Origin of the sequence: Serratia sp. H1w, assembly GCF_000633355.1 — a bacterium.
Lineage (GTDB): Bacteria > Pseudomonadota > Gammaproteobacteria > Enterobacterales > Enterobacteriaceae > Chania.
Genome location: NZ_AYMQ01000087.1, coordinates 63,429 through 81,345, shown reverse-complemented (window position 1 = coordinate 81,345; position 17,917 = coordinate 63,429). Strand labels below are relative to the sequence as shown.

18 protein-coding genes and 2 tRNA genes are annotated in these 17,917 nt (G+C 53.0%); 15 read left to right on the top strand and 5 right to left on the bottom strand.

From position 1 onward, the window contains the following. Positions 1 to 12: 12 nt before the first annotated feature. The 5 genes from eptA (at position 13) to rnt (ending at position 4,883) form a co-directional block, all read left to right on the top strand. Entirely contained in the window at positions 13 to 1,647 is a 1,635-nt protein-coding gene (eptA, locus tag U869_RS0120160; protein ID WP_025119710.1) for a phosphoethanolamine transferase EptA, read from the top strand. Positions 1,648 to 1,762: 115 nt separating this feature from the next. Beyond that, positions 1,763 to 2,368, top strand: coding sequence for a TetR/AcrR family transcriptional regulator (locus U869_RS0120155; protein ID WP_029987257.1), 606 nt, complete (start codon positions 1,763 to 1,765; stop codon positions 2,366 to 2,368). An 81-nt stretch (positions 2,369 to 2,449) separates the two neighbouring features. Then, complete coding sequence (locus U869_RS0120150) at positions 2,450 to 3,547, top strand: alkene reductase (protein ID WP_025119712.1); 1,098 nt, start codon at positions 2,450 to 2,452, stop codon at positions 3,545 to 3,547. A gap of 178 nt (positions 3,548 to 3,725) precedes the next feature. Further along, positions 3,726 to 4,133, top strand: a complete 408-nt coding sequence (gloA, locus tag U869_RS0120145) for a lactoylglutathione lyase (RefSeq protein ID WP_021178093.1) — start codon at positions 3,726 to 3,728, stop codon at positions 4,131 to 4,133. A 69-nt stretch (positions 4,134 to 4,202) separates the two neighbouring features. Then, positions 4,203 to 4,883, top strand: a complete 681-nt coding sequence (gene rnt, locus U869_RS0120140) for a ribonuclease T (RefSeq protein ID WP_025119713.1) — start codon at positions 4,203 to 4,205, stop codon at positions 4,881 to 4,883. An 83-nt stretch (positions 4,884 to 4,966) separates the two neighbouring features. Here rnt and U869_RS0120135 read toward each other — a convergent pair whose 3' ends face one another. Further along, positions 4,967 to 5,314 carry a Grx4 family monothiol glutaredoxin gene (locus U869_RS0120135; protein ID WP_172413932.1) on the bottom strand — a complete coding sequence of 116 codons (348 nt, stop codon included), beginning with the start codon at positions 5,312 to 5,314 and terminating at the stop codon, positions 4,967 to 4,969. A gap of 411 nt (positions 5,315 to 5,725) precedes the next feature. On the opposite strand from U869_RS0120135, the gene U869_RS0120130 reads away from it, so the two are divergent. Next, positions 5,726 to 6,541 carry a C40 family peptidase gene (locus U869_RS0120130; protein ID WP_025119714.1) on the top strand — a complete coding sequence of 272 codons (816 nt, stop codon included), beginning with the start codon at positions 5,726 to 5,728 and terminating at the stop codon, positions 6,539 to 6,541. A 230-nt stretch (positions 6,542 to 6,771) separates the two neighbouring features. Continuing rightward, positions 6,772 to 7,350, top strand: a complete 579-nt coding sequence (sodB, locus tag U869_RS0120125; protein WP_025119715.1) for a superoxide dismutase [Fe] — start codon at positions 6,772 to 6,774, stop codon at positions 7,348 to 7,350. A 64-nt stretch (positions 7,351 to 7,414) separates the two neighbouring features. On the opposite strand, the gene U869_RS31920 is transcribed toward sodB, so the two are convergent. Then, positions 7,415 to 7,504, bottom strand: a complete 90-nt coding sequence (locus tag U869_RS31920) for a YnhF family membrane protein (RefSeq protein WP_157834746.1) — start codon at positions 7,502 to 7,504, stop codon at positions 7,415 to 7,417. Positions 7,505 to 7,828: 324 nt separating this feature from the next. Here U869_RS31920 and purR point away from each other — a divergent pair, with 324 nt between their 5' ends. Then, positions 7,829 to 8,854, top strand: a complete 1,026-nt coding sequence (purR, locus tag U869_RS0120115; protein ID WP_025119716.1) for an HTH-type transcriptional repressor PurR — start codon at positions 7,829 to 7,831, stop codon at positions 8,852 to 8,854. Here purR and punR read toward each other — a convergent pair. After that, a complete protein-coding gene (punR, locus tag U869_RS0120110; protein ID WP_025119717.1) occupies positions 8,851 to 9,804 on the bottom strand; it encodes a DNA-binding transcriptional activator PunR in 954 nt (317 codons plus the stop codon). The genes purR and punR overlap by 4 nt on opposite strands. A 124-nt stretch (positions 9,805 to 9,928) precedes the next feature. On the opposite strand from punR, the gene punC reads away from it, so the two are divergent. Beyond that, the gene (gene punC / locus U869_RS0120105; RefSeq protein ID WP_025119718.1) at positions 9,929 to 11,134 is read left to right on the top strand and encodes a purine nucleoside transporter PunC; all 1,206 of its coding nucleotides are present in this window, start codon (positions 9,929 to 9,931) and stop codon (positions 11,132 to 11,134) included. Between the two features lie 339 nt (positions 11,135 to 11,473). Beyond that, positions 11,474 to 12,625 (top strand): cyclopropane fatty acyl phospholipid synthase, encoded by a 1,152-nt coding sequence (gene cfa, locus U869_RS0120100; protein ID WP_025119719.1) that lies wholly within the window; start codon positions 11,474 to 11,476, stop codon positions 12,623 to 12,625. A 35-nt stretch (positions 12,626 to 12,660) separates the two neighbouring features. Here the strand turns inward: cfa and U869_RS0120095 are convergent, their stop codons facing one another. Beyond that, the gene (locus tag U869_RS0120095; protein WP_025119720.1) at positions 12,661 to 12,948 is read right to left on the bottom strand and encodes an I78 family peptidase inhibitor; all 288 of its coding nucleotides are present in this window, start codon (positions 12,946 to 12,948) and stop codon (positions 12,661 to 12,663) included. Between the two features lie 35 nt (positions 12,949 to 12,983). Then, positions 12,984 to 13,634: a riboflavin synthase gene (locus U869_RS0120090; protein WP_025119721.1), complete on the bottom strand. Its 651-nt coding sequence runs from the start codon at positions 13,632 to 13,634 to the stop codon at positions 12,984 to 12,986. 278 nt (positions 13,635 to 13,912) lie between these two features. On the opposite strand from U869_RS0120090, the gene U869_RS0120085 reads away from it, so the two are divergent. The 5 genes from U869_RS0120085 (at position 13,913) to pykF (ending at position 17,902) form a co-directional block, all read left to right on the top strand. Continuing rightward, the gene (locus U869_RS0120085; RefSeq protein WP_025119722.1) at positions 13,913 to 15,289 is read left to right on the top strand and encodes an MATE family efflux transporter; all 1,377 of its coding nucleotides are present in this window, start codon (positions 13,913 to 13,915) and stop codon (positions 15,287 to 15,289) included. Between the two features lie 192 nt (positions 15,290 to 15,481). After that, positions 15,482 to 15,558: transfer RNA gene (locus U869_RS0120080), tRNA-Val, on the top strand. A 21-nt stretch (positions 15,559 to 15,579) separates the two neighbouring features. Continuing rightward, positions 15,580 to 15,656, top strand: a tRNA-Val gene (locus U869_RS0120075). A 121-nt stretch (positions 15,657 to 15,777) separates the two neighbouring features. After that, positions 15,778 to 16,083 carry a hypothetical protein gene (locus U869_RS0120070; RefSeq protein ID WP_025119723.1) on the top strand — a complete coding sequence of 102 codons (306 nt, stop codon included), beginning with the start codon at positions 15,778 to 15,780 and terminating at the stop codon, positions 16,081 to 16,083. A 406-nt stretch (positions 16,084 to 16,489) separates the two neighbouring features. Beyond that, positions 16,490 to 17,902, top strand: a complete 1,413-nt coding sequence (gene pykF, locus U869_RS0120065; RefSeq protein ID WP_024486166.1) for a pyruvate kinase PykF — start codon at positions 16,490 to 16,492, stop codon at positions 17,900 to 17,902. Positions 17,903 to 17,917 lie beyond the last annotated feature (15 nt).

Here is a 17,917-nt window from a genome sequence, read left to right as displayed (position 1 = left end):
TCTTGAGGTTTATTGGGTATACGTCAATTATTACACTGCAACAGCTTGGGTTTTATCCTGGCCTGCGCCCTATTCTTCACGGTTTTCCAGAACCTGTTATTTATTCACCAGGCCTGGTCATATATCACCTTCGATAACGTACATAGCGTCATCTTTGCGGCAACCATGCCGATTGTTATTTTCTGCGCGCTGAATATTATCTTCAGCGTGTTAACTATCCCTTTTCTGCGTAAGCCGCTGGTTATTCTGTTGCTGCTCGGCAGCGCAGCTGCCAACTATTTTATGTTCAGTTACGGCGTGGTCATTGACGGCAACATGATGCAGAACGCCTTCGAAACCAACTCGCAGGAAGCGACGGCGCTGCTCACCCCACGTATGGGGCTATGGTTGTTGCTGCTGGGTATTTTACCTGCCGTATTCGTGTGCTTTGTGCGCATCAACAAAACCCGTCCATGGTGGTACATGCTTGGACTGCACGCGGCCAACGTGATGCTTTCCGTGGTGGTGATCCTGCTGGTTGCGGCGTTGTTCTATAAAGATTACGCCTCGCTGATCCGCAACAATAAAAGCGTGGTGAAAATGATCACGCCCACCAACTTTGTGAGTGGCACCATCAAGTACGCACAACACCGCTATTTCCATAAGAATCTACCGCTGATCAAAATCGGTGAGGATGCCCATTTAGGTCCGGTGATTAGCGGCCAGGCCAAAAAGACCCTGGTGATATTGGTGGTCGGTGAAACCGCGCGGGCAGAAAATTTTTCGCTGGGTGGCTATTCGCGGGAGACCAATCCCCGCTTGAAGCAGGACAATGTGGTTTATTTCAAAAATGCCAGCTCCTGCGGTACCGAAACGGCTATCTCCGTGCCCTGCATGTTCTCCAACATGCCGCGCAGCGAATACGACGCCACCTTGGCCGCTCACCAGGAAGGTATGCTGGATGTGATGGCTCATGCTGGAGTGAACCTGCTGTGGCGCGAAAATGATGGCGGTTGCAAGGGTGCCTGCGACCGCATCCCGCATATCGATATGACCAAGCTGCAACTCTCGCAGTATTGCGATGGTGATGTCTGCATGGATAACGTACTGCTGCATAAACTGGACGACTATATCAACGGTCTGCAAGGGGATGGCGTGATCGTGCTGCATCAGATGGGGAGCCATGGTCCGGCTTACTATCGCCGCAGTACGCCCGAAATACGTCAGTTCTCACCAACTTGTGACAGCAACCAGATCCAGGACTGCACCCACGAACAATTGGTGAATACCTACGACAATTCGTTGCTGTACACCGACGCCATGTTGGACAACACCATCAAGCTGCTTCAGCAATACAGCGGAAAATTCAATACGGCGATGGTCTACCTCTCCGATCACGGTGAGTCGCTTGGGGAAAACGGGATGTACCTGCACGGTACGCCTTATATGTTCGCTCCTTCGCAGCAGACCCACGTGCCTTTCCTGATGTGGATGTCGGCAGATTATGAGCGCAACTTCGGCATTAACCGCCAATGCCTGCAATCCCTGGCGCAGACCAATAAAGTTTCACAGGATAATCTGTTCCACACCATGCTGGGCATGTTGAACGTGCAAACGCAGCAATATCAGCCAGACCTGGATATTCTGCAACGCTGCCGCAAAGCGTAACGTCAAACGGACGCGGCACGCGTTCAACGCGAGCATCATCAGCCGGTATTTTTTACCGGCTTTTTTTATCTGTGACTTGACCTAGACCAATCGGTCTATTATTCTCATCTTCATTATGACAAAACAGACGAATTGCAACGGGGATACCCGAGAACATCTGCTCGCGACCGGCGAAACCCTTAGCCTGCGCCTTGGCTTTACCGGCATGGGCTTAAGCGAGTTGCTGGCCACCGCTGGCGTGCCCAAAGGGTCGTTCTATCACTATTTCCGCTCGAAGGAAGCCTTCGGCGAAGCGATGTTGCAGCGCTATTTTGCCCATTACGACGCTCAGATGCAGACACTGTTTGCCGATAGCCGTAGCGATGCACGTAATCAGTTATTAAGTTATTACGCGCAGGCCATCAGCTTCCACTGCCGTAGTGAGTGCCATAACGCTTGCCTGGCGGTGAAACTTTCCGCAGAGGTCAGCGATCTGTCTGAACCGATGCGTCATGCATTGGAAACGGGCACCAGCCGTGTGATCGGCCATCTGCAAGATGCGATCGAACGCGGCATCCGTGAAGGTTCACTGGCGATCTCCTTGAGCCCGGCGGCCACGGCGGAAACGCTTTACTCGCTGTGGTTGGGCGCGTCGTTGCGGGCTAAAATCCGCCATTCGGTCGCCCCGCTGACCTGTGCGTTGGAAAGTATTGAATTGCTGTTGCGCCCTGCGCAGCTATAACACTCCCTTGTTACCCGAAAGACACTGTAGCGATATGGTTTATTATCACTAGTCGACTGGTCTAATACTATAGGATGCACTATGAAGATTGAAAAGCTGTTCTCTCCAATCAAAGTTGGCCACGCCACGTTACCTAACCGTGTGTTCATGGCTCCGCTGACTCGTCTGCGCAGCATCGAGCCAGGTGACATCCCTACACCATTGATGGCGGAATATTATGCTCAGCGTGCCAGCGCCGGTTTGCTGATCACCGAAGCTACCCAGATTTCTTTCCAGGCGAAAGGCTATGCTGGCGCTCCCGGTCTGCATACCCCAGAACAAATTGCCGCGTGGAAAAAGATCACCCAGGCGGTACATGACAAACAGGGCCATATCGCCGTGCAGCTGTGGCACGTAGGCCGTATTTCCCACTCCAGCTTGCAGCCAGGCCAGCAGGCTCCGGTCGCGCCTTCTGCGATCAATGCCGAAACCCGTACCACGGTGCGTGATGAAACCGGCGCCTGGGTGCGGGTGCCAACCTCTACCCCACGCGCGCTGGAAACGAATGAAATTCCAGGGATCGTTAACGATTTCCGTCAGGCGGCGGCCAACTCGCTGGAAGCCGGTTTTGACTATATTGAGCTACACGCCGCGCACGGTTACCTGCTGCACCAGTTCATGTCACCGGCGTCCAACCAACGTACCGACCAATACGGTGGCAGCATTGAAAACCGTACCCGTCTGACGCTGGAAGTGGTCGATGCCACCATTGCCGAGATCGGTGCCGATCGCGTTGGTATCCGTATTTCTCCGTTGGGTCCGTTCAATGGCCTGGATAACGGTGAAGATCAGGAAGAAGCGGCGCTGTATCTGATCGAAGAGCTGAATAAGCGTGGCATCGCCTACCTGCATATTTCCGAGCCGGATTGGGCCGGTGGCAAGCCTTACTCCACCGCGTTCCGCGACGCAGTAAGAGCGCACTTCAAAGGCGTAATTATTGGTGCTGGTGCTTATACGGCAGAGAAAGCGGAAGAGCTGATCGCCCAGGGCTTTATTGATGCCGTTGCCTTTGGCCGCAGCTATATCGCCAACCCGGATCTGGTAGAGCGCTTTAAGCAGCAGGCTCCGCTCAACGAGCCGCGCGGCGACTTCTTCTACGGCGGCGGTGCCGAGGGTTATACTGATTACCCGACCCTGTAATCATTTCTTCGTCATCTGCGTCAAGCCGGCCAAGAGCCGGCTTGATTATTGGTGACAATGTCACTTAATATTTCCCCTACTCCACACGCGTTGAATTGCCTTATGCGACAAGGCTATACTGTCTGACGCTGTTCAAGTCACCTGCCGTCAGCCGCGGCATATCCAATCAGAGGAAATTATGCGCTTACTCCATACCATGCTCCGTGTCGGCGATCTGCAACGCTCTATCGACTTCTATACCAAGGTATTAGGCATGCGCCTGCTGCGTACCAGCGAAAACACCGAGTACAAATACTCACTGGCCTTCGTTGGCTACAGCGATGAAAGTGAAGGTTCAGTGATCGAACTGACCTATAACTGGGGCGTCGACAGCTACGACATGGGCTCCGCCTTTGGTCATCTGGCGCTGGGCGTCGATGACGTTGCCGCTACCTGCGACAACATTCGCCAAGCCGGCGGTAAAGTCACCCGCGAAGCTGGCCCGGTCAAGGGCGGCACCACCGTGATTGCCTTCGTCGAAGATCCGGACGGTTACAAGATCGAATTGATCGAGAACAAACACGCCGGTCACGGCCTCGGTAACTGAGGTTGCTCCAGGGCGCGTTCTGCGCCCTGCTTTCTTTCTCCGCTGCACCAAGGCAAGAAATTTGTCATAATGCGCGCTGAATTCGCTAAAGATAAGAAACTGATGGCCGAAAAAAGTGATCTTAACGCCCTGAGTGGTCGTTTCCGTGGGTTTTATCCCGTTGTTATTGATGTGGAAACCGCCGGGTTTCACGCTCAGACCGATGCGCTGCTAGAGATTGCCGCCGTCACGCTGAAAATGGATGAGAATGGCTGGTTACAGCAAGATGAAACGCTGCATTTTCATGTCGAGCCGTTTGAAGGCGCTAACCTGCAACCGGAAGCGCTAGCCTTCAACGGTATCGATCCGCATAACCCACTACGTGGCGCGGTGAGCGAATACGATGCGCTGCATGCGATTTTCAAGGCCGTGCGTAAAGGCATTAAGGATCAGGGCTGCAACCGGGCGATCATCGTGGCGCATAATGCCAACTTTGATCACAGTTTCCTGATGGCTGCCGCCGAGCGTGCCAGCCTGAAGCGTAATCCGTTCCATCCGTTCGCTACCTTTGATACCGCCGCGCTCAGCGGGCTGGTATTGGGGCAGACGGTGCTGGCCAAGGCCTGTATTGCCGCCGGCATGCCGTTTGATAGCAGCCAGGCACACTCCGCGCTGTATGACACTCAGCAAACCGCCCAGCTGTTCTGTGAGCTGGTCAACCGCTGGAAACGTCTTGGTGGCTGGCCAATAGCCAACGCCGAATCGCAATAGCCTGCTGTAGAGCAAAAGGCATAAAAAATCGGGCGGCACATTTGACTGTGCCGCCCGATTTTATGCGCTAAAAACCTGCGCCATTAAGGCTGCTGGTCTTCCTGATCTTTATATTTCTCGGCCGTTTCTTTGATCAACGGCTGCAACTCACCACGCTGGTACATCTCGATGATGATATCGCAACCGCCAACCAGTTCACCATCCACCCACAGCTGTGGGAAAGTTGGCCAGTTGGCATATTTTGGCAGCTCGGCGCGGATATCCGGGTTTTGCAGAATATCAACGTAGGCGAAACGTTCGCCACAGGCTGACAGCGCCTGTACGGCCTGAGCAGAGAAACCGCAGCTTGGCAATTTCGGTGAGCCTTTCATATACAGCAGGATCGGGTTGGCAGAAATTTGCTGCTGAATTTTTTCAATCGTCGTCATTATTGCTTCCTCAAGCCACATCATGGCTACAACATGCATCACACTGGCTATTGTAGCGGCAGGAACGGTACCAAGAAAACGCCATCTTTTGCAGGGACATTTTCTGGCTGCCACAGCACAGGCTGCGGTCACACCGAGCCGGTTAAAACATGGCCCCAGAATAACATTTTTAATCCGGGCGTTTCACTATTATATTTGCGCCGTGTTGTGCTGGCGTGAAATAAGGAAAATCCTGCACCTCTGTCGTTTTTTTAGACACCAGGTGATTGATTATCCAACAAAAAAAATGCCATTAACGTTTTCTCACAATATGGATTAGTATTTATGAGATCCACGCTGTTTTATAGGGTGAATTTCGGGAATACTGTGACTCATTCGATTTTTGTTTCGGGGGCCAAGGTTGGTAACGTCGACATGCGGTTAATTATTACACTTTTTGTGCTGCTGTTTACGCAGCTGTTCTTCAATCTGGCGCACGCTGCGCCACAGGCACGTGTTTCTGCCGAGCAGCGCAAGAGTCACGTTAATGAAGCCCGGCCAGATGACCGCAAGAAAAAGAAAGCGGAGAAAGCCAATAAAAAAGTGAAGGCGGCCACCCCACCGAAAACGTTAAAAGCCAAACCCTCATCCTTAAAAACCGCTAAAAAAACCACCAGCGTTAAAACGAAAAGTCAGGCCACCAAGACTGCCAAACTTAAAGTGACCCCACCGAAAAAAGGCTATAAGAAAGGTTATGGTCGTCATCGTGAAGAAGGGATGGCTACGGCAAAACTGGCTCGCCACGAAAAACCGCTGAAACTTTCCGCCGCCCACAAAAAACGCTATCAGCACGCCAAGCAAACCGCCATGGCCAAACTGATGGGGCAAATGGGTAAACCCTATCGCTGGGGTGGCTCTTCACCGGGCACCGGCTTCGATTGCAGCGGCCTGATTTATTACGCCTACAAAGACGTGGTGAAAATCAAAATGCCACGCACCGCCAACGAAATGTACCATCTGCGTGATGCCGCGCCGATCAAACGCAATGAGTTGGAAATGGGCGATCTGGTGTTCTTCCGTATCAATAATCGTGGCACCGCCGATCACGTTGGTGTCTATCTCGGCAACGGTAAGTTCATCCAGTCACCGCGCACCGGTGAAGAAATCCGCATCAGTCAGTTGGATAACGACTATTGGCAGAACCATTACATTGGCGCCCGTCGCGTAGTGACCCCAACCACCATTCGTTGACCTATCACGGCTGAGCCTTACTGCTCGGCCGTGCTTTTCTCCTCCCTGGATGTAAAAAGCCGCTGCGACTTTAATCAATCAACCACTTGGCACACTTTGGATGTTCTTTTCCCAGCGAAAGTTGTTAAGATTAATAACCATAAAAAAAGTGGTGCAATTGCGGTTCCCCTCCCTTGGCCTGCCTGGCCAACGGCGTAAGGGAAGCGTGTTGTCTATAAAAGGAGAAAGCAATGTCGTTTGAATTACCTGCATTACCGTATGAGAAAAATGCTCTCGAACCGCACATTTCCGCAGAAACGCTGGAATACCACTATGGCAAGCACCATAACACCTACGTGGTTAACCTGAACAATCTGGTGAAAGGCAGCGAGTTCGAAGGTAAATCCCTGGAAGAGATCGTCAAGACCTCCACCGGCGGCGTATTCAACAACGCCGCTCAGGTCTGGAACCACACCTTCTACTGGCACTGCTTATCACCACAGGGCGGTGGCGAGCCAACAGGGGCAGTGGCAGAGGCGATCAACAAGTCATTCGGCTCTTTCGCCGCCTTTAAAGAGCAGTTCACCGATGCCGCCGTGAAAAACTTCGGCGCGGGCTGGACCTGGCTGGTGAAAAAAGCGGACGGCAGTCTGGCAATCGTCAGCACCTCGAATGCGGCAACCCCGCTGACAGGCGAAGACGTTCCGCTATTGACCGTTGACGTGTGGGAACATGCTTATTATATCGACTACCGCAATGCGCGGCCAAAGTACCTGGAAAACTTCTGGGCGTTGGTAAACTGGGCGTTCGTGGCAAAAAACCTGGCTTAACAGCGGGTGGCTAGTGAGTAATAAGGCGCGGCATGGAGCTGCGCCTTTTTTGTTTTGCTGGGGATCAGTTCAATACGGCAACAAAACTGAAAGCAATAATCATCGCCAATGCACCTACGGTGGTGATCAATGACATTTTCAAATCGGTATCCATATACAACTCCCTCTCAGATTGGCTTTTCCAGAGCATAAGCCACACAGTTAATACGTCAAATCATTTTCCCACAGTTCGTGATTAAAATCTTGTTATCATTTCCTCGCGGATAAATACTGATTAGCTCTTCCACTTTTGTTCAATATGCGACAAAATCCGCAGTTCACAACTGCGTACCGATAAACTGCCCCTCCCTGTTCGAGCGACTTACGACTTCAGCACTAAAAACTCAGTTTTCGCTTATCAGGGGAAGGATCTACGTAGGCAAACGATTAACATCATACTTACATGCTGTAACATGTGGGTTCAGGAGTCATTTTTTACATGGCAACGATTAAAGATGTGGCCAAACGCGCAGGCGTTTCTACCACTACCGTTTCGCACGTTATCAATAAAACGCGTTTCGTCGCCGAAGATACCAAAACGGCCGTTTGGGCCGCCATTAAAGAGTTGCACTATTCACCCAGCGCCGTTGCCCGCAGCCTCAAGGTCAACCACACCAAATCGATCGGTTTGCTCGCCACCTCGAGTGAGGCACCCTATTTTGCCGAAGTGATCGAAGCGGTAGAAAACAGCTGCTACAGCAAAGGCTATACCCTGATCTTGTGTAACTCGCACAATAACCTGGATAAACAACAGGCCTACCTGGCGATGTTGGCACAAAAGCGCGTCGATGGCCTGCTGGTGATGTGCTCCGAATATCCGGATCAGTTGCTGGGCATGCTGGAAGATTACCGCAATATTCCGATGGTGGTGATGGACTGGGGCACCGCGCGCGGAGACTTCACCGACACCATTATCGACAACGCCTTCGAGGGTGGTTATCTGGCTGGCCGTTACCTGATCGAACGCGGCCATCGGGATATCGGGGCCATTCCTGGTCAACTGTCGCGTAATACCGGCGGAGGCCGTCACCAGGGCTTCCTGAAGGCGATGAAAGAAGCCAATATCGACGTGCGCGAAGAGTGGATCGTGCAAGGGGATTTCGAGCCTGAATCGGGCTACAAAGCCATGCATCAGATCCTGTCACAAAAACATCGCCCAACCGCCGTGTTCTGTGGTGGTGACATTATGGCCATGGGGGCAATCTGCGCCGCTGATGAGTTGGGTCTGCGTGTACCACAGGATATCTCGGTGATCGGCTACGATAACGTGCGTAATGCGCGCTACTTTACCCCGGCGCTAACCACCATCCACCAGCCGAAAGAACGCCTGGGTGAGATGGCCTTCACCATGCTGTTGGATCGCATCATCAGCAAGCGTGAAGAGTCGCAGGTGATTGAAGTGCATCCAAAGCTGATCGAGCGTCGCTCCGTGACTGATGGTCCTTTTGTCGATTACCGCCGCTAATCAGACACGTCACCCGTCGGGGCGCTGCGTGCCGCGCCCGGCATCTCTTCACTGAGCCATTCCTGATTGAGCGTTTCGCTGTCGCCCAAGTAATCCAGCAGCCAAGCCATAGCCGGAGACTGGGCGTTTTGCTGCCAGGTCAGGCAACAGGCGCTAGGCGGGAAAGGCTCATGCAGCGCTAATACCACCAGTTCGCCACTTTCCACCAACGGCAAAACCCGATGCGCGGGCACCATCCCCACACACAGTCCGTCACGTAAGCAATCGACCGCCGAAACCCAATCCGGCACGGTCAGCCGCCGCTGGTTGTCCAGCGACCAGGTCACCCGTTTGGGTAAATTACGTGAGGTATCTTCCAACAGCAGTGACGGATAGGGCCGTAACTGATCGTCACGCAGTTCCCCTTGCAAGGCAGCCAGTGGGTGCTTGGCATGGACCACGCAGAGCCAATTCATAAAGCCCATATCACGAAAGGCAAAACCGCCGCCCACCGGCACCGCCCGTGTTGCTCCAATGGCCATCTCCGCGCGGCCATCAACCAACGCATCCCACACGCCGTTGAACACTTCCGGCTGCACTATCAGTTCCACATCGGGAAAATGGCGATAAAAATCCAGCACCAATTGGCGGCTACGCTGGGGTTTGACGATCAGATCGACCGCAATCCTCAGCTGTCCGCGCCAGCCGTTGGCCACCTGCTGGCACTGCCGCCGGGTATCAAGCATTTTTTTGATAACAACCCGTGCTTCTTTAATAAACAACGCCCCTGCCGGCGTCAGTTCTACATCCCGGTGACGGCGTTCAAACAACGGTACCGCCAGCCATTGTTCCAATTGACGCACCGTATAGCTCACCGCAGAAGGAACGCGGTGCAACTCCTGTGCCGCCGCGCTGAAACTGCCCGTCCGCGCGACCGCATCTACCACATCGAGTGAATATTCAGACCACATAGGTTTGCCTTCAAATTTTTTAACAGCACCTTGCAAATATTACCGTTTCACAAGCAGAGATCCAGCCGTATACACTTGCCGGCGCTTCAAAACCTGCAACAACATAATTTTAACGAGAAATACCATGCGAAACTTTGGATTTATGTTCTACCTTGCCGGCCTGAGTATGTTGGGTTACCTGGCCACCGATATGTACCTGCCCGCCTTTGGGGCGATGCAGCAGGATCTGCAAATTTCCGCCGGTGCCATCAGCGCCAGCCTGAGCATCTTCCTGGCAGGCTTTGCCTTCGCCCAGTTGCTGTGGGGCCCCCTGTCCGACCGTATTGGCCGTAAGCCCGTGCTGTTGATTGGTCTGGCGCTGTTCGCCGTCGGCTGCCTTGGGATGCTGTGGGTCGAGAACGTAATGCAGCTGTGGTCACTGCGCTTTATTCAAGCCATTGGCGTGTGCTCCGCCGCCGTCACCTGGCAGGCGATCGTGGTCGACCGCTATCGCGATGGCAAAGCCAATCGCGTCTTCGCTTCCATCATGCCGCTGGTTGCCCTCTCCCCAGCGCTGGCTCCGCTGCTGGGTGCCTGGTTGCTGAACCATATGGGATGGCGCGCCATCTTCGCCGTACTGCTGGGTATTACCGCCCTGCTGCTGATCCCTACGTTATTGCTGAAAGACCGTAGCAGGCTGGTACCTTCCGCCGATAAAAAGCCGAGCCTTGGCTTTATGCAAATCTTGAAATCACCGGTATTCAGCGGCAACGTGATGGTTTTTGCTGCCTGCTCTGCCGGGTTCTTCGCCTGGCTGACCGGCTCACCCTTTATCCTCGGCGATATGGGGTATAGCCCAAACGATATTGGTCTGAGCTATGTGCCGCAAACGCTGGCTTTCTTATTAGGGGGTTACAGCTGCCGTAGCGCCTTGAATCGCATTTCTGGCAAAATCTTGCTGCCGTGGCTGCTGTTAGCTTATGGCATCAGCATGGTGGCGTTGTATCTGATCGCCACCCTGAGCGAACCGACATTGACCACGCTGTTGATCCCGTTCTGCTTTATGGCGTTAGTGAACGGTGCCAGCTATCCTATTTTGGTGGCCAATGCGCTGATGCCCTTCCCCAACAACAGCGGTAAAGCCGCAGCGTTGCAAAACACGCTACAGCTGGGATTATGTTTTATTGCCAGCCTGTTGGTTTCGGCATTTATCGCCCAGCCGCTGTTAGCCACGGCCACCGTCATGGTTGCTACGGTATTGCTGGCGGCCTTGGGCTATCTGATCCAACGTGGGAAAGGAACGGATGAAACGCAGGTAACGCGCCAGGAACACGCCGACTCGGTGTCGTAATTACCTTAGTAAATAGTCACTTAATGAAAATTCTTGCCGAGCGCGATTTGCAGTTGAGTCTGCGTCTCGGCAAGCCTATACTCAAAACGACCTTTTACAATAACAGTTATAGCAAGCTCTTATTGCGGCAGCTGCCGCATACGTGGATGGCATCACACTTTATTTAAGGCAGCATTTACCCGCGTCCTTTGACGCAGGGAGTCTCTTAAATTTCCTCTGTACCAGTCGGATTTCAGACACCACGGTCAACTTTTACCGTAGGTATACGTATGCCCCTGTAGAAATTGTCTACGCTAAATTCTGCAGGATCATAAGTCAGAAGAAGGTGATGGAGAAGCTATGAGTTCATCGTGTATAGAAGATCTGAGCATCCAGGATAACCATTGGTATCGTATCGCACATGAAATGCTTAGCATGGCCGGTATAGAGATTAATGGCTCACGCCCTTTCGATATTCAGATCAACAATCCCAATTTCTTTAAACGCGTAATGCGTGACGGCTCCCTGGGACTCGGCGAAAGCTATATGGACGGTTGGTGGGAATGTGAGCGGCTGGACGTATTTTTTCAGCGGGTTGTCGCAGCCGGTCTGGAAAGGAAACTGCCCCACCACCTGAAAGATATCCTGCGTATTGCCGCCGCCCGTCTGACCAATCTGCAATCCAAAAAACGTGCCTGGATCGTCGGCAAAGAGCATTACGATCTGGGTAACGATCTGTTTACCCAGATGCTGGACCCCTATATGCAATATTCCTGCGGTTACTGGCAACAGGCCAGCACGCTGGAAGAGGCGCAAGAAGCCAAACTGCGGCTGATTTGTGACAAGCTTAATATGCAGCCGGGCATGCGGGTATTGGATATCGGCTGTGGCTGGGGTGGCCTGTCTGCCTATGCGGCCAAACATTATGGCGTTTCCATGGTAGGGGTGACCATCTCCGCCGAGCAGCAAAAAATGGCGCAACAACGCTGTGCTGGGCTGGACGTGGAAATTCTGTTGCAGGATTACCGCGATCTCTACCAGCAGTTTGACCGAATCGTCTCCGTGGGTATGTTTGAGCACGTCGGGCCGAAAAACTATCGCACCTATTTCGAGGTGGTTGAACGTAATTTAAAACCCGATGGCATTTTCCTGCTGCACACCATTGGCTCCAATCAGACCGATATGAACGTGGATCCCTGGATCAATAAATATATCTTCCCCAACGGTTGCCTACCGTCGGTGAAACATATTGCCAAGGCCAGCGAAGGCCGTTTTGTCATGGAAGATTGGCATAATATCGGCGCAGATTACGATCGCACGCTGATGGCCTGGTATGAACGTTTCAGACAGAGTTGGCCACAGTTGGCTTCACGCTATTCCGAACGCTTCGAAAGGATGTTCAGTTATTACCTCAATGCCTGCGCTGGCGCGTTCCGTGCTCGCGATATCCAACTGTGGCAGGTGGTATTCAGCCCCAAAGGCGTCGAAGGCGGCCTGCGCGTTCCTCGCTGAAATAGCTTCCCCCCTGATCGAGGGGGGAAGAGTCATTAACCGCAATAAACGCGAACGATTTTGTCTTCGCTGTCACCCAGGAAGTTCAAACGTTTCAGATTGAAGTCCATGGTCACCGCAGAATTATAAGGAATGGTACGTACCTGCTGAGGGATAGTGACCCCATCCAACGCAGACAGCGGCTTGCCCACATAATTCTGATATTGCGCCGCGCCACAGGTATCATCCTCGGCAGGCTGTGAGTTTGCCTGTTCTGTTGAGCTTGAACAGGCAGTCAGCGCCAACAGCGCCGCTAGCATCATCGTTTTGCCATAAAACTTCACGTTTGACTCCTCTAGTGGTTATCGGTTTACGATTTTCAGGCTTTGGGTGCCAGCGCGCTGGCCACGGCTAACGCCGCCTCGCGATTAGCCAACACACGCTCGACGGTATCGACGACCGCCTGAGTTTGCGGATCGATTTCGATATTGACCTTGTCGCCCAGGCGTTTTTTACCCAGCGTGGTGCGCTCCAGGGTTTCCGGGATCAAATGCACGCAGAAACGGTTATTTACCACTTCGCCAATGGTCAGGCTAATGCCGTCGATACCGATGAAACCTTTATGCAGCACATATTTCATCAAATCGATATTCGGCATGCGTAGCCAGATCTGGCGATTATTTTCCGAGGTATAAATCTTGGTGACTTCCGCCGTGCAGATAATATGCCCGGACATCAGGTGCCCACCGATCTCATCGTTAAACTTGGCCGCTCTTTCCAGGTTGACGACATCCCCCTGCTTAAGATCGCCAAGATTGGTCAGGCGCAGGGTCTCTTTGATCAGATCAAAGCTGACGCGATTGCCTGCGATCTCGGTGACGGTCAGACAGCAGCCGTTGTGGGCAACCGAGGCCCCCAATTCCAGCCCTGGCAGCAGCTCATCAGGCATTTCAACAACGTGGGTACGGAAGTTGGGTTTTTCATCAATGGCAACCAGCGGGGCGGTGCCTTGTACGATACCGGTAAACATGTTGGCCTCTTCTTTATGACTATGTACGACGCGCTGTAAGCAGTTTGCCCCAGTTACGGCAGAAAACCAAACGCCCAACGGCAAAAAAGCGGTGCTTGCCTAGTTTATATACCCGGAAGATTGCCAGTGTCGCCGGTCGGGCGACAGGATAACTATTTCGTTACAACCTTTGCTTAGCTACGACTTGCAGGTACACTATTTTGGCTAATTCCGCAGTTTTTAGTTGTTGCTGTTCGCAGCAACACTCCTTCCCTATAAATAATTAGAAAGGTGTATACGTGCAGAAGTACTTTATTGAGGCGCGTAGTTTATTGGCCCTCGCAATTCCGGTCATCATCGCGCAAATATCCCAAACCGCAATGGGCGTGGTCGATACCATCATGGCGGGTTCTTATAGCGCCACCGATATGGCCGCCGTTGCCGTCGGGACCTCTATCTGGCTGCCAACCATTCTGTTCGGCCACGGCTTGCTGCTGGCCTTGACCCCGGTGATCGCCCAGCTCAATGGCGCGGGCCGCCGCGATCGTATTGCGTATCAGGTACGTCAGGGCTTCTGGTTGGCGTCGGGGGTTTCACTCCTGATTATCGCCGTGATTTATAACAGCCATTTGGTGATCGATATGATGCACAACATCGATCCCCTGCTGGCTGAAAAAGCCATTGGTTTCCTGCATGCCATTATGTGGGGAGCACCCGGCTATCTGTTCTTCCAGGTAGTCCGTGGCCAGTGTGAAGGCTTATCCAAAACCAAGCCCGGCATGGTCATCGGCTTTTTGGGGCTGTTGATCAACATCCCGATTAACTACATTTTAATTTTCGGCAAATTTGGCATGCCGGAAATGGGCGGCGTGGGTTGCGGTGTCGCGACCGCCAGCGTGTATTGGATGATGTTCCTGATGATGCGCTGGTATACCAAACGTGCGTCGTCGCTGCGCGATATCAAGTTGGAGGAAGGCGCGCACCGTGGCCCGGACTGGCAGGCGTTAAAGCGCCTGATCGGCATTGGTCTGCCGGTGGCCCTGGCCTTGTTCTTTGAGGTGACGCTGTTTGCCGTGGTGGCCTTGCTGGTTTCACCGCTGGGTATCGTCGCGGTCGCCGGGCACCAGATCGCCCTTAACTTCAGCTCATTGATGTTTGTGCTGCCGCTGTCGCTCGGCGTGGGGGCCACCATTCGCGTTGGGCACCGTCTGGGCGAAGGCTCGGTTGAAGGTGCCCGGGTTGCCGCCTATGCGGCGATTGCCGTCGGTATCGCCATGGCCAGTTGTTCGGCGTTGTTTACCGCAGTGTTCCGTGAACCTATCGCCCTGTTGTACAACGATAACCCAGCGGTGGTGACCATGGCCTCTCATCTGATGCTGCTGGCGGCGATTTACCAGATATCCGACTCTATCCAGGTGATCGGCAGCGGTATTCTGCGGGGCTATAAAGATACCCGTGCGATTTTCTATATCACCTTTGTGTCCTATTGGGTTCTCGGTCTGCCAAGCGGCTATCTTCTAGCGCTGACGGATCACATCGTGCCCGCCATGGGGCCGAGCGGATTCTGGTTTGGCTTTATTATCGGCCTGACCTTCGCTGCCATCATGATGGTCTTGCGGATGCGTTGGCTCCAGCGCCAACCCCCAACGTTGATTTTGCAGCGTTCCACCCGTTAATCGCCTACGCCGGTTTGTCTCAGGCAAACCGGCGAGTTCCTCGCCAGTCATTGCAGAAAAAAGCGCCTGACTGCACAGAAGCTCAGCAATCGCGTGAAATACCGAATAAAATTGCGTTTTTCCCCTTGCCAGCGACCGGGTTGCTCGTTAATATTCGTCCCCGCTGTCAGCCATGACAGAGAGGAAAAAGATGCGTCTGTAGCTCAGTTGGTTAGAGCACTACCTTGACATGGTAGGGGTCGATGGTTCGAGTCCATTCAGACGCACCAAATTTCTGCAAGTAACACAATGCGTCTGTAGCTCAGTTGGTTAGAGCACTACCTTGACATGGTAGGGGTCGATGGTTCGAGTCCATTCAGACGCACCACTTCTTGTTTCGCTTCCCAGTATTCTCTCTCGCCTGACGGCAAATCATTGTAAGCAGTAATACCGGACTAGCGTCAGCCTGTCGCGTATCATCAGCGCTGTACCCTGATGGAGGTAATATGATGTCGGTTTTTAAATCTCAGCTAGCGTTCGAACTCCTCGACAATGGCCTCGCACGCCGCCAAGGGCTAATGAGCGATGGCAGTACCGCCTGGGAAGTCAAATTGACCGCAGGCACTTTTGACCAATTGCAAAAACGCCCCTACCCCCAGCAGATCCGCATCCTTTCGGGTATCTTCGAGTTTACCGTCGGCAGCGATGTGCACACGCTGATCGCCGAGGAAACGCTATTGATCCCGGCTGCTACCGTATTTGGTTGCTTCTGTCTGGATGACGGTATCCTGCTGGAAATTCAGTACAACGCGTGAATTTTTTGCCTACATAATCCGTTACAGTCAACCTATTTGCGCAACAAACCCGCCGACATACGGCCTATTTGCGCCACATTTGCTGACTTTATGCACAAACCTGCCGGCAGGTGCGGTTTTTTGTTTTGTTTCCAGCCGCATAGTCTTATAATGCGCCACGTCTTTCAGTTGAATGGTTTCAGCCTTTGATCTGCGAAAACGCAATTACAACAAATTCTCATCCTCGCATTTTGCGCAGCCTACCCGCATCCGGGCATCGGCCGAATTTTTCCACCCCATTTCGACCAAGGTCACCTATCCTTAACTATGTTTTGCATTGCCAGGTCCAACTCAAATCCCTTATCGATGGCTTAACCGTCGGTACCGTTAGTTTTATTATCCATCACAACTTGCAGAAAAAATCGTCATGAAAAAGACCAAAATTGTTTGTACCATCGGCCCAAAAACCGAATCGGAAGAAATGCTGACCAGCCTGCTGAACGCGGGCATGAACGTAATGCGCCTTAACTTTTCCCATGGCGATTATGAAGAACACGGCAACCGCATCAAGAATATGCGTGCGGTGATCGCCAAAACCGGCAAGAACGCCGGTATCCTGCTCGATACCAAAGGCCCGGAAATCCGTACCATGAAACTGGAGGGCGGCGTTGACGCAGCCCTGGTTGCTGGCCAAACCTTCACCTTCACCACCGACCAGAGCGTGATCGGCAACAAAGAACGCGTTGCGGTGACCTATCCTGGCTTTGCTGCCGACCTGAAAATTGGCAATACCGTGCTGGTGGACGATGGTCTGATCGGTATGGAAGTGACTGCAGTTACCGAAAGCGAAGTGATCTGTAAAGTTCTCAACAGCGGCGACCTGGGCGAAAACAAAGGCGTTAACCTGCCGGGCGTTTCCATTCAGCTGCCAGCGCTGGCCGAAAAAGACAAGCGTGACCTGATCTTTGGTTGTGAGCAAGGCGTAGACTTCGTTGCGGCTTCCTTTATCCGTAAGCGTTCCGACGTGCTGGAAATCCGTGAGCACCTGAAAGCCCACGGCGGCGAAAACATTCAGATCATCTCCAAGATCGAAAACCAGGAAGGCCTGAACAACTTCGACGAGATCCTCGAAGCGTCTGACGGCATCATGGTTGCTCGTGGCGACCTGGGCGTTGAAATCCCGGTAGAAGAAGTGATCTTCGCGCAGAAGATGATGATCGAGAAATGTAACCGCGCACGTAAAGTGGTTATCACCGCGACCCAGATGCTGGATTCAATGATCAAGAACCCGCGCCCTACTCGTGCGGAAGCCGGTGACGTTGCCAACGCCATCCTGGATGGTACCGATGCGGTCATGCTGTCTGGTGAAAGCGCCAAGGGTAAATACCCGCTGGAAGCCGTGACCATCATGGCAACCATCTGCGAGCGTACCGATCGCGTGATGCCAAGCCGTATCGACACCCTGAACGACAACCGTAAACTGCGTATCACCGAAGCAGTGTGCCGTGGTGCGGTAGAAACTGCCGAGAAACTGGATGCGCCACTGATCGTCGTCGCCACCAGCGGCGGCAAGTCAGCCAAATCCGTGCGTAAATACTTCCCTAACGCCGTGATCCTGGCACTGACTACCAATGAAGTGACTGCACGTCAGCTGATCCTGAGCAAAGGTATTACCACTCAGATGGTCAAGGAAATTGCCTCTACCGACGACTTCTACCGCATTGGTAAAGAAGTGGCTTTGGCGAGCGGCCTGGCACAAAAAGGCGACGTTGTGGTGATGGTTTCTGGTGCTCTGGTACCAAGCGGCACCACCAATACTGCTTCGGTTCACGTGCTGTAATAATAAACGTGACAA

Excerpts from the sequence above, each read along its gene's own strand:
- U869_RS0120155 (WP_029987257.1), top strand. The coding sequence starts at position 1,763 with ATGACAAAACAGACGAATTGCAACGGGGATACCCGAGAACATCTGCTC.
- U869_RS0120150 (WP_025119712.1), top strand. The coding sequence starts at position 2,450 with ATGAAGATTGAAAAGCTGTTCTCTCCAATCAAAGTTGGCCACGCCACG.
- gloA (WP_021178093.1), top strand. The coding sequence starts at position 3,726 with ATGCGCTTACTCCATACCATGCTCCGTGTCGGCGATCTGCAACGCTCT.
- rnt (WP_025119713.1), top strand. The coding sequence starts at position 4,203 with ATGCGCGCTGAATTCGCTAAAGATAAGAAACTGATGGCCGAAAAAAGT.
- U869_RS0120130 (WP_025119714.1), top strand. The coding sequence starts at position 5,726 with ATGCGGTTAATTATTACACTTTTTGTGCTGCTGTTTACGCAGCTGTTC.
- sodB (WP_025119715.1), top strand. The coding sequence starts at position 6,772 with ATGTCGTTTGAATTACCTGCATTACCGTATGAGAAAAATGCTCTCGAA.
- U869_RS31920 (WP_157834746.1), bottom strand. The coding sequence starts at position 7,504 with ATGGATACCGATTTGAAAATGTCATTGATCACCACCGTAGGTGCATTG.
- purR (WP_025119716.1), top strand. The coding sequence starts at position 7,829 with ATGGCAACGATTAAAGATGTGGCCAAACGCGCAGGCGTTTCTACCACT.
- punR (WP_025119717.1), bottom strand. The coding sequence starts at position 9,804 with ATGTGGTCTGAATATTCACTCGATGTGGTAGATGCGGTCGCGCGGACG.
- punC (WP_025119718.1), top strand. The coding sequence starts at position 9,929 with ATGCGAAACTTTGGATTTATGTTCTACCTTGCCGGCCTGAGTATGTTG.
- cfa (WP_025119719.1), top strand. The coding sequence starts at position 11,474 with ATGAGTTCATCGTGTATAGAAGATCTGAGCATCCAGGATAACCATTGG.
- U869_RS0120090 (WP_025119721.1), bottom strand. The coding sequence starts at position 13,634 with ATGTTTACCGGTATCGTACAAGGCACCGCCCCGCTGGTTGCCATTGAT.
- U869_RS0120070 (WP_025119723.1), top strand. The coding sequence starts at position 15,778 with ATGTCGGTTTTTAAATCTCAGCTAGCGTTCGAACTCCTCGACAATGGC.
- pykF (WP_024486166.1), top strand. The coding sequence starts at position 16,490 with ATGAAAAAGACCAAAATTGTTTGTACCATCGGCCCAAAAACCGAATCG.